The organism is Methylobacterium longum (genome assembly GCF_022179385.1).
Taxonomy (GTDB): Bacteria; Pseudomonadota; Alphaproteobacteria; order Rhizobiales; family Beijerinckiaceae; genus Methylobacterium; species Methylobacterium longum.
The window spans coordinates 1-8,979 of sequence record NZ_BPQS01000086.1 but is presented as its reverse complement, the minus strand read 5'-3'; the positions used below and the strand labels follow the sequence as shown (position 1 = coordinate 8,979).

Sequence of the window (8,979 nt, the reverse complement as noted above, 5' to 3'; positions counted from 1 at the left end):
CACAGATCGTGATAGGTCACTGGCAGAACACGTACAACCGCGTCCGGCCGCATTCGTCGCTGGGCTACCGACCGCCCGCGCCTGTCAGCTTTCCGGATCTGGCCTTCCGGCTACCCATGGGTGCGACCATGCAGTAGCCTCGCAACTGGCCCGGTCCAAAATACCGGTCAGGTCAGAAGCCTTCTTCGCCGGCTGAGTGTCACTTTTGGGCTCAACATGCCGTCCGCATGAGGCACCAATACCTACATGCCGACCGTTCAATCCGGCCTTTCGCACTTAGCGAACGTCAAGCCTTGATGTGCAACCTGAGCAGTACTTCTATTTCAATTTCCTCAGTGACATCGCCCTCCAAGCGGCGCACTCTCAGCAGTAGAGCGGGAGGCAGCCATGAGCTTCAAAACTCGAGTCCATAATCCTCTTTCTGAAAGCTCCGAGGGAACGCTCATCGCGAGCGGAGTGACTTTGGCCGTTTTAGGATGCTTGCTGTTCGGCCTAATCTGATGGATTTGGCTTGCGGCAGCGAGATCTGCAATAAAAAATTTACAAAGCGCCGGGAGTGGGGTCGCAATGGCCGAAATTGAGAGCATTACTATTCGGAAAGTGATGTGGCGGCTGATGCCGTTTCTCTTTGTCTGCTACTTTGTTGCTTACCTCGATCGTGTAAATGTCGGGTTTGCAAAGCTGCAGATGAATGCGGCTCTTGGCATGTCCGAGGCCGCCTATGGCTTCGGAGCGGGGCTGTTCTTCCTCTCCTACTTTCTACTCGAAGTGCCCTCTAACCTGGCTCTGGACCGTTTTGGTGCACGGCTTTGGATCGCCCGCATCATGCTCAGCTGGGGCGTGATCTCCGGCCTGTTCGCATTCATACGTCCGATTTCCTCGGCGACAGGGATTTCGAACGAGTGGGTGTTCTTCAGCCTGCGCTTCTTGCTCGGTATCGCCGAAGCGGGCTTCTTCCCCGGCATCATCTTCTACCTGACCCTATGGTTTCCTTCGGTCTACCGCGCTCGCGTCGTTGCCCTGTTCATGCTGGCCATTCCCTTCTCATCGATCCTCGGCGCGCCGGTCTCGGGGGCACTCCTGAACCTCACTGGTGGCAGTCTCGACGGCTGGCAATGGCTCTTCATTCTGGAAGCTGTGCCGTCGATCGCCATGGCTCTCGGCGTCATCCTCTATCTCACGGATCGGCCAGCCATGGCGACGTGGCTCGCCGACGATGAAAAGGCGTGGCTCGAGGGACGCCTCGCGACAGAGCAGGAACAGAAGACCAAGTCCGGGCATGTCAGTATCACCAGAGCCATGTCTGACCCACGGGTGCTCGCCTGTTCCTTCGTCTACTTCTGCTTGAACGCAGCGAGCTACGGAGTGGCGTTCTTCCTTCCCACCATCGTAAAGGGGTTTGGGGTCAGCAACTTCCAGACTGGCCTGTTGTCGGCATTGCCGTTCGTGTTCGGCGCTGTCGGCATGGTCCTCCTGGGCCGCAACTCTGATCGCACTCTGAAGCGCCGAGAGCACGTCTGCTTCGCCATGATCCTAGCCGCAGTTGGCGTAGCGGGCGCGGCGCTGGTCTCTGAGCCAATCCTAGTGCTTGGTCTGCTTTGCCTTAGCCAGATCGGGGTCTCAGCCACACCACCGCTTCTATGGCCCATCCCGAGCGCGTTTTTGACGGGGACCTCGGCTGCAGCGGGCATCGCCGCGATCAACGCGATCGGAAACCTGTCCGGTTTCGCTGGACCCTACGTCATGGGCTACCTCAAAGACGCGACGGGTAACTTCTCTGCTGGCCTGCTGGTGTTAGCTGGATGCACCTTGGCCGGCGGCATCGTTGCGATGACGTTGAAGGTCAGCAGGCATTTGGAGGCCGTCGAACCGGCCCGCTTAGCTCCGGCAGAGTGAGCTTTGGCTGCGGGTCGCTCCAACATGGGGCGAACCGCAACCATCGTTTCCAACGTGCTGGACCACTTCCGGTCCTGAGATGCGAGTGAAGTGAGGGTGTTATCTAATAACCCAAGTCCGGCACCGCATCGTTAGTTGCCGGTCAGCTTGGCACCCGGCCAATAGCGCCTGCTCCGCGTAGGTTCATCGCCCGATTTCGACGGCCATCCAACCGACCAGTGAGCGATCGTTCGGTCACACGTGACTAGCTACTCTCCAGCTAATGCTTCATACGGCAGTGTCAAAGCAAGAGTTCAAAAATTTATTGAATTTTTATTAAACCAGTAAGAAGCTCACGTTGCTTGTTGATTCACTTTCACAGCCGTAGATATAGATATGGGGTTTGATGCTTATCCAAGTTTTATCTCCGTTTTACAAAAAGCCGAAGAAATTTCTGACTGGCATTCGCCCATTGGCTTCCGACGTCCGAAACTGATATGGTCGGCTCCAATAATTATGAATATGGCAAAATAGGATTTAAGGCACCTCCGAAATCTGGTGATCCAGAAAGTCGGCCCGTATGATCAAAGAAATATCATCTCACCCTTCCACCAGCACGCGCCGTCTTGCTGCTATCATGTCCGCCGATATCGCAGGCTATAGTCGCCTGATGGGGCATGACGAGGAAGGGACGCACGCTAGATTGACGCGCTATAAACGCGACATTGTTGATCCGACAATTACGGAGCACAACGGCTCAATCGTCAAACACATGGGCGATGGCTTTCTGGCCGTCTTTGATAGCCCGCTTGAAGCGACCCGTTGCGCGATTGTAATCCAGCAAACGATAGCTGCGCGAAACTCGACAGTCTCGGACAAAAATCACTGGCTGCAATACCGAATCGGTATAAATCTCGGTGATATCATCTTCGAAATCGATGATGTATTTGGAGATGGTGTAAACATCGCAGCGAGGCTACAGACAGCTGCTAAACCGGGAGATGTTAACATCTCGGGAGGCGTATACGAGCAAATCAAGAACAAACTTGTCTGCGGATACCAGTCTCTTGGCGATGAGCGACTCAAGAATATAACTGACCCAGTTCGAATTTACCGAGTTCTGCCCGACCCGTCTGCCGTCGGGCAAGCAGAGCACGGCCTTAAGCGATTGATACGAACCGCTGTTCCACTCGCCGGTGCTTGCGCACTGACCTTTGGCGTAGGCGTCTGGTATGCCAACCGCAACACCACGCCCGGTCAGACGGTTACGGCCGTCACAACCCGGCAGACCGATATTCCACTGGCTGATGTTCCGCCGCGGCCGCCATCGGCTAAAGTCATTGAGGCTGTTTCGTCTGAAGCGCGAGCGGATACCGCTAGCCCTATCCAAGTAGTTCCTCCCCCGCAAATCTCGGTTTCAGAACCTCGGCTGGTGGCTGCGATCACGCCACCACCCCTACAAAAAGCGAAGCCGTCCTCGCAAACCAAGGGTTCCCGCGACTGCTCCGATTGCCCAGATATGCTCAATCTCCCCGGCGGTGAGTTTCGAATGGGAAGTTCTTCGGACTTCACCGAAAAACCAGTGCACCAGGTTGTTGTTCCACCTTTTGCCTTGAGTCGTATTCCTATCACGAATGCCCAATGGCAAGCATGTGTTGCAGCAAACGATTGCAGATATCGGCCTGGTGGAGACGGTGAGCTTCCTGTAACTAACGTTAGCTGGAATGATATTCAGCAATATGTCGCTTGGCTGTCGAGGTTGACTTCAAAGCCTTATCGGTTGCCGAGCGAAGCAGAGTGGGAATTCGCAGCGCGCGCTGGAACTGCCACAGCCTTCTGGTGGGGTGCGCAGATGTCTCCCGGCTACGCTAATTGTCGGGGATGCGGAACGCCACATGATCCCGAAAGGCCAATACAGATCGAGTTGCTGCCGCCAAATGCCTTCGGCTTACAGGGCATGGGTGGTGGGGTTTCCGAATGGGTCTCAGACTGTTGGCATAGCAGCTATCATGGGGCGCCCAAGACCGGATCCTGGTCAACTCCAAACTGCCGAGAGCACGTCTTAAGGGGCGGGTCTTGGCTTAGTGACCCAGACGATGTGAGAGTCAGCAGCCGAGAACACTACGATAGTGGTGTTCGCTACCCCACACATGGGTTCCGAGTAGCAATCAGCGGAACCGGGGAGAGAGACCGATGAAGAAGCTGAGCGGTTACATGTGCTTTGCTGGAATTATGCTGCTAGGCAGCCCAAGCTATGCGCAAACACCTGCTCCTGCTGATGCGGAACTTTACCTAATTTCGCCAAGGGACGGCGCAAAGCTCAGAAGTCCAATAACTGTGCGGTTCGGGCTTAAAAACATGGGCGTAACTCACGCGGGCGATACGGCACCGAACATGGGTCATCATCATCTTCTTGTTGATGCGACAGATCCTATCAATCCCAGTGAGCCTTTGCCCTCGAACAAGAAATATCTTCACTTCGGGGCTGGCCAGACAGAGACAAAGTTAGAATTGCCGCCAGGAAATCATACGCTTCAGTTGGTGCTCGGAGATGCTAATCACAAGCCCTTTAAGCCTGTTGTTTCTAGCAAAATCATCCATATCCGAGTTCTACGCTCAAACGCAGATGCTGCTCTTTGACCGCTGGTGCATAAAAGGGTTCAGACGCCTTCCAGTTCGTCTGCCAAATCTGAGAGATATTTCAAGATGCGATTGCCTGCCGGGCCATCTAGGCACTCTATTTCGATGGTGACTTCCTGAGTTCTCCCCTTGGAAAGCCTCAGGATAGCCTCTGCTGCTTCCGCCGCTTTCCGTTCAGTGTCAGACTCGATTTTGACCGTGCACTCCGGCGCACTGATCATGATGCGACAGAAAACGTGTTCCATGAGGTGCAAACGTCGTGGAACGGCTCCGGTTCAGGACTTAGTCTGCGGCGCAGACACCCTCAACGCTGGTCTCCCAAACGGATTTCGCCACGCGTTCGATCGGCTTTCGGCACCTTCGGGAGGTGGAGTTCGCGCTCAACCGGCATCGGCCTACCCCCTGCCCTACTCTGACTCAGCGGCATCCAGACTTCGGGGCTTTCCGTCCTCGTCCAGAGCCACGTAGGTGAACACGCCTTCAGTCACCTTCTCCGGATTGGTGCCGGATCGGTCCCGCACCCAGGTCTCGATCTTGACCGCTATGGAGGTCTCGCCTTGCTCCTGAAGGGTGCAGTAAACGCTGACCTCGTCGCCCACCGAGATAGGTCGAAGGAACCGCATCGCCTCGATGCTGACGGTCACGAAGCGACCCTGGACGCGTTGAGCCACAAAGGTCCCGCCGGCGAGATCCATCTGGGAGACGGTCCAACCTCCGAAGATAGCGCCAGAGGCGTTGGTGTCCCGGGGCATCGCCACGGTGCGTAGATGAGGACCACCAGGGACGTTCGGGATCTCGTCGGCCATATCTGCCCCACTCCGTCCTACGGTGCCGTCCAGAAGACCACGTCAGCATGCGGTGAGCCCCCGTAGTGGGCGAACGGCTCAGCCAGATCTTGGTTCGTGGAGCCTCACGCTCGGTGTGCAGTCCAGCTTCCGCTGCAGGTCAGCAAGCTCCCTTCCTGGGTCCGCCATGTGCCACGGTTGACCTCATCCCCTTCGACGCTTCCTGTCACGAGCGCCGTCGTTGCGGCCGTCGAGATGGTTCCTCGGACAGAGCCAGCCTGTGAGATCCCGCCACTCACGGAATACAGGATGTTGGACGAAACGTTTGCCTCGCCTCGTGCGACAACCATCTCGAGGCTCAGGGTGGATGGGCAGACTCCGCTCTTCGTGGTCGCCTCGATGGTCCATCGTCCATCATACTTTGCTGGAACGGAGACAGAATTGCCTGCTGCCTTCAGCGGGACACCTATAAGAGTCAACAGGATTGCAGCGGACATCGCTCCATGGCGCATCAAGTTATGTCTCAGGTCTTCTTCTTGCCGAAGGGCACATCGGTGCCACGGTCAGTTTCTGAGTTCCAGTAAGGCTCTGTGTTGAAGTAGTTGTGTACGTGCTCTTCCCACTCCGGACTGAATGTCGGATCGCTGGTTGTTGTTGGATAAACCGGCCCAGATCTCATTTGTTCATAGGTGCTGTCAATCATGTAAGCACGTCGCTCTGTACTGTATGTCAGAACCTTCCAAGGAACAGCGCGCTCGTTAGCGGATTGATCTGAAGATGATGTCAGGCGGATCACGGCATAGACTATGCGACCGGAGGGCTTATCGATCATTAGCCTCTTGATAATGCCAATTGGGCTTGATCCGCTTAGCTTAACTTCGGTTCCTTCGACCTTATCACTGGCTATAAGGTTGCCTGCCCTTACGGCCTCGCTCTGTGCGTCAACGCCGATGTTTTGGGTGTCCATCATGGCAGCAAGCTCCGACAGCGAGGTTCTTACTGTTGGAGGAATCCTGCTCACGGTGGCGAGTTCCGGCGCCGTGCATCAGCTTGACCACAGCGCCCCTGGCACCCCGGTGAGCGGTCCAGCTACCGCTACAAGTCAGCAGGCTACCGTCCTGTGTGTGCCACGTGCCCCGGCCGATCTCATCCCCCTCTCAGCGTTGCCGGGCACGCTCCGCTTACCGTCGTCGCCTCAATGGCCCATCGTCCATCATACCTGACAGACATGGAGACCAGATTGCCTGCCCAGGCCAGCGGAGCGCCAGTAAGCAATGCCAGGACTGCTCCGGAAAACGCCGCTCGACGCATCCTGTGAACCGCTGTCGGCCCCCCCCCGCCATGCCTACTTGGCTGGGCTTTCGGAACAAGGCCGCTATCCGTCGCGGCTAGTGCACAGACGCCGACGAACGCACCACCTGCCTATCCACTAACCTACTGCTGTGGCTTCCGAAAAGGCGCTGCCTTGTGTACGTTTTGTCGGCGTCAGAGCACTAGCGGGTTCACCGAGGATGGCTCGACTTTCAATCTAAAATTATTGTATAGTAGCTGCTATTTTATTATTACTTTACTGCATTGCAGCCGGCGACGATCGGCACATGACTGTATATGTGACGAACGCTATCAAGCAATTCGCGGAATTAAAACACCGTGCTGATAGATGATGTCCAGATTGTTGAGAAAATTCCCTCGAAGGGCCGCGCGAACATTCAAGATCGCTGCATTTTAAGGTTTTGTTAACCGTGGTTCGCTCAAGTTCAGGGTTCCTCGACCGGCTCGCTTCGACGCCGCTGTGCGGTGACGCCTGCTGCTCCGTCCTCAGCTTGTCTTTAAAGGGGAGCGCTTATGTCCACGGTTCTCGTGGCGACCTCCGGAAAGGGCGGCGTCGGCAAAACGACCACCACCGCTTCCCTCGGAGCAGCGCTCGCTCAGGCCGGCCAAAGAGTGTGCGTCGTCGACTTCGACGTGGGCTTACGTAACCTTGATCTCGTTATGGGTGCCGAGCGCCGGGTCGTCTACGACTTGATCAACGTGGTGAACGGCGACGCGAAGTTAGTGCAAGCGCTGATCCGCGATAAGCGCCTTCCGCTGCTCCACATCCTGCCGGCCTCGCAGACGCGCGACAAGGATGCGCTTACCGATGAGGGCGTGTGCCAGGTAATAATGGAACTACGCGAGAAATTCGATTGGGTCGTTTGCGACAGCCCGGCCGGCATCGAACGTGGTGCTCAACTTGCGATGCGACATGCCGACATGGCGGTTGTGGTCACAAATCCGGAGGTCTCGTCGGTCCGCGATTCTGACCGGATTATCGGCTTACTCGACTCGAAGACGGTGCGCGCTGAGAAGGGCGAGAGTGTCGACAAGCACCTGATTCTCACCCGCTACGATCCTGCCCGTGCTGCACGTGGCGACATGTTGAAGCTTGAGGATGTGCTTGAGATCCTCTCACTCCCGCTGCTTGCGATCGTTCCTGACAGTCAGGAGATCCTACGCGCTTCGAATGTTGGCTGCCCGATCACACTCAGCAACCCGCTCTGCGCCCCCGCCCGTGCTTATACCGATGCTGCGCGTCGTCTGCTCGGTGAAACAGTGTCGATGACGCATTCCACTGAAAGAAAGTCGCTTCTAGGAAGAATCTTTAGCCGGAGGGCGGCATGATGCTGTTTAATCTATTCACTCGGAGCCACACGGCCGCCATTGCTCGCGAGCGACTACAACTTACCATCGCTCACGCGCGTATCGAGATGGACAGGTCTCGCTTAATCGACACACTTCGCGATGAGGTTGTCGCAGTAATCGCCAAACATGTTGTCATCGATCTTGATAAGGTCCAGATCAGGGTCGCAAGGCGCGAAGGCGTCCAATCACTAGACCTCGGCATCGAACTACCTGCTGGTTTCAATAGAAAAACGGCTGCCTAGCGATTCGTGAAAACCGCGACGTATTGTTCTCACAAACTGAGCGATAGGAGCGAAAGCATCCAGCTTCGATCATTTACAACTTCGGCATGGCCTTGAATCATTGGATAATGCTCGCTCACATTGTCCAACTCATGCTCAACCTGTTGGAAAGGCGACATCGGATTGGGCTTTTTCGGAGAGTTCGTCCACCGATACACTTTCTATGCCGTAGCGAGGAAAGCGGCTCATCGCGTCCGCCAGCGTCGTCAGGGTCGGTGTTTCGTATCGCCTGCTAAATAATTCGACATTATGGCCGGTGATGGCGTCCCGTAGGCGTTCTTCGATGCCAGTCCCGAGTGCGGGCGCCTTTCACGGATGCCTCCAGCGATGGTTGAACTAGACGTCGGGATCGAGCTTGAAGGTATCGCGCATACCCATCGAGAAAGCTGTCAGGGTGATCCGTTGTTCCTCCCAGTTAAATGGTAGCAACGACGCATTCACTCTCGGTTCGCTTGGACACTGAACCCCTGTGTCTGCACTCACCGTTATGTTCGTTCGCCACGCCTAAAAGGCAGGCGGTGCCTTCCCCGGTGGAGGAACCACAATCGATGGGAAGACCATTAATAAATCTCTTGTGAGTCGTGGATGGCAGAGGGCCGGTGCATTGAGGGTCCCCCGGATCTTGGTCCGGCCGAAAGGTGAGCTTCCGGGTCTCATTCGGCAGCCTGCAGGGCCGCCGCCAAGGCGAATTCCTGGGGCGTTCGCCACCCCAAGGC

At 56.2% G+C, this 8,979-nt stretch carries 9 protein-coding genes; 6 read left to right on the top strand and 3 right to left on the bottom strand.

What is annotated here, in order from left to right; all coding sequences use genetic code 11:
* The 4 genes from MFF58_RS30575 to MFF58_RS30560 all read left to right on the top strand — a co-directional run.
* On the top strand, positions 1–137 hold a 137-nt coding region (locus MFF58_RS30575; RefSeq protein ID WP_238293930.1), incomplete at its 5' end, for an integrase core domain-containing protein.
* 430 nt (positions 138–567) lie between these two features.
* Positions 568–1,896: an MFS transporter gene (locus MFF58_RS30570; protein ID WP_238293926.1), complete on the top strand. Its 1,329-nt coding sequence runs from the start codon at positions 568–570 to the stop codon at positions 1,894–1,896.
* A 559-nt stretch (positions 1,897–2,455) separates the two neighbouring features.
* Entirely contained in the window at positions 2,456–4,072 is a 1,617-nt protein-coding gene (locus MFF58_RS30565; protein WP_238293924.1) for an SUMF1/EgtB/PvdO family nonheme iron enzyme, read from the top strand.
* A complete protein-coding gene (locus tag MFF58_RS30560) occupies positions 4,069–4,515 on the top strand; it encodes a DUF4399 domain-containing protein (protein ID WP_373323417.1) in 447 nt (148 codons plus the stop codon). The genes MFF58_RS30565 and MFF58_RS30560 overlap by 4 nt, the downstream gene beginning before the upstream one ends.
* 20 nt (positions 4,516–4,535) lie before the next feature.
* On the opposite strand, the gene MFF58_RS30555 is transcribed toward MFF58_RS30560, so the two are convergent.
* The 3 genes from MFF58_RS30555 to MFF58_RS30545 all read right to left on the bottom strand — a co-directional run bounded on the left by MFF58_RS30555 (position 4,536) and on the right by MFF58_RS30545 (position 6,270).
* Complete coding sequence (locus MFF58_RS30555) at positions 4,536–4,760, bottom strand: hypothetical protein (RefSeq protein WP_238293923.1); 225 nt, start codon at positions 4,758–4,760, stop codon at positions 4,536–4,538.
* 162 nt (positions 4,761–4,922) lie between these two features.
* Positions 4,923–5,321 carry an acyl-CoA thioesterase gene (locus MFF58_RS30550; protein WP_238293920.1) on the bottom strand — a complete coding sequence of 133 codons (399 nt, stop codon included), beginning with the start codon at positions 5,319–5,321 and terminating at the stop codon, positions 4,923–4,925.
* 502 nt (positions 5,322–5,823) lie between these two features.
* Positions 5,824–6,270, bottom strand: a complete 447-nt coding sequence (locus tag MFF58_RS30545; RefSeq protein ID WP_238293919.1) for a PRC-barrel domain-containing protein — start codon at positions 6,268–6,270, stop codon at positions 5,824–5,826.
* Between the two features lie 875 nt (positions 6,271–7,145).
* Here MFF58_RS30545 and minD point away from each other — a divergent pair.
* Positions 7,146–7,961 carry a septum site-determining protein MinD gene (minD, locus tag MFF58_RS30540; RefSeq protein ID WP_238293917.1) on the top strand — a complete coding sequence of 272 codons (816 nt, stop codon included), beginning with the start codon at positions 7,146–7,148 and terminating at the stop codon, positions 7,959–7,961.
* Complete coding sequence (minE, locus tag MFF58_RS30535; protein WP_238293915.1) at positions 7,958–8,224, top strand: cell division topological specificity factor MinE; 267 nt, start codon at positions 7,958–7,960, stop codon at positions 8,222–8,224. The genes minD and minE overlap by 4 nt, the downstream gene beginning before the upstream one ends.
* Positions 8,225–8,979 lie beyond the last annotated feature (755 nt).